We start from the raw sequence: 1530 nt of genomic DNA, 5'->3' as shown, positions 1-1530 counted from the left end.
GGGCGAACGCTCAATAACTTGTACATGTTAATTTAGCTTTTATTATTCCCTAAATAGATAGTTTTTTTCCTGTATTTTTCAATATCTTCTGTTCCTATTCTCTGTGTGAATATAATTCATTACATTTGCATATCTACTATATTAATCCCTACCGCAATATGACCATTCAAGCCTTTTCAGCTATAATTCCTGATGTAAGAGATGATAAGAATAAAATATATCAGTCTAACGAAATAGTGTTCATCGCCCTAGTCTCTGTTATCTGCGGAGCTGATACGTGGAACGAAATAGAAACATTCGGCAAGACGCATGAATCCTATTTCAAGACGCGTCTTCCGGGTTTGACTTCTATCCCTTCCCATGATACCTTGAGTCGTTTCTTCTCCATATTGGATATCGACTGGTTTGAAGAATGTTTCAGGTTGTGGGTCGATGACATCTGCCGTAAAATTCCCGGGGTGGTAGCTATTGACGGAAAGGCCGTTTGTGATAATCCCCATAAAAACAGTCGCTCAAAAAATGGAGTGAGAAGCAAGCTCTATATAGTCAGTGCCTGGTCTGTATCCAACGGCATTTGCCTTGGTCAAAAGAAAGTAGAAGAAAAATCGAATGAAATAAAGGCTATCCCCGAGCTAATAAAGGCGCTGGATCTTGAGAACTGCATCATAACCATTGACGCTATGGGCTGCCAGAAATCAATCACTAAACTAATAATCGAGAACAAAGCTGATTATATTTTATGTGCCAAAGATAACCATGAAACACTCAGGGATATGATAGAATTTAATCTTAGTGAGGAAACAAGATACTATTTATGTCACGCAAAAAGGTACTTTGAGGAAAACGAAGGGCATGGAAGAAGTGAATACAGGGAATGTGTATGCATAAGCGCTAAAAATCTTCAATATTTTCTCAAAGGGTGGACAGGGATCAAGACATTGGCTATGATAAATTCTATCAGAAAAACAGGTGATAAAGAAGCTACTATGGAAACAAGGTACTATATATCATCATTGGAACCTGACCCGGTACTTATACTTAAATCGGTCAGATCACACTGGGAGGTTGAAAACAACCTGCATTGGGTACTTGATATAGGATTCAGAGAAGATGATGACAGAAAAACAGGAAATGCTGCAATCAACTTCTCCGCCATATCAAAGTTGGCACTTATGTTATTAAAACAGAGCGATATCAAACTGGGAATGGCAGGAAAGAGGAAAGCGTGTGGATGGGACGAGAAAATAAGAGATAAAGTCATTGGGATTGAAAAAATATAGAGAATAATAGGATGTACAAGTTATTGAGCGTTCGCCCTGAGCGGTTACTAACCAAGAACTAACTACACTAGTTGTTTTTATACTGTTTTTATTGTCAATCTGTCAGGACGGCAGTTAAAGATATGAATTACAGTATAATACATGCTGACAATAGAAGCTGATAATAGGCTGACAATAAGAATTGAGAATTCTATTGTCAGCTTGTTTTTTTTATTGTTTGGCAAGTAAGGACTACAAGTCTGTCCATTCG

Annotated in this window: 1 protein-coding gene; it reads left to right on the top strand. The window is 37.8% G+C overall.

Annotation, left to right across the window (positions count from 1 at the left end; genetic code table 11):
* Positions 1-158 precede the first annotated feature (158 nt).
* Positions 159-1280, top strand: a complete 1122-nt coding sequence (locus HMPREF0106_RS00135) for an ISAs1 family transposase (protein ID WP_009041319.1) — start codon at positions 159-161, stop codon at positions 1278-1280.
* Positions 1281-1530 lie beyond the last annotated feature (250 nt).

Source organism: Bacteroides sp. D22 (genome assembly GCF_000163675.1).
Lineage (GTDB): Bacteria > Bacteroidota > Bacteroidia > Bacteroidales > Bacteroidaceae > Bacteroides > Bacteroides xylanisolvens.
Note: the sequence above shows the minus strand (reverse complement) of the source record. Positions and strands in the feature narration are given on the sequence as shown.

Coding starts and splice junctions, on each gene's coding strand:
- HMPREF0106_RS00135 (WP_009041319.1), top strand. CDS start 159: ATGACCATTCAAGCCTTTTCAGCTATAATTCCTGATGTAAGAGATGAT.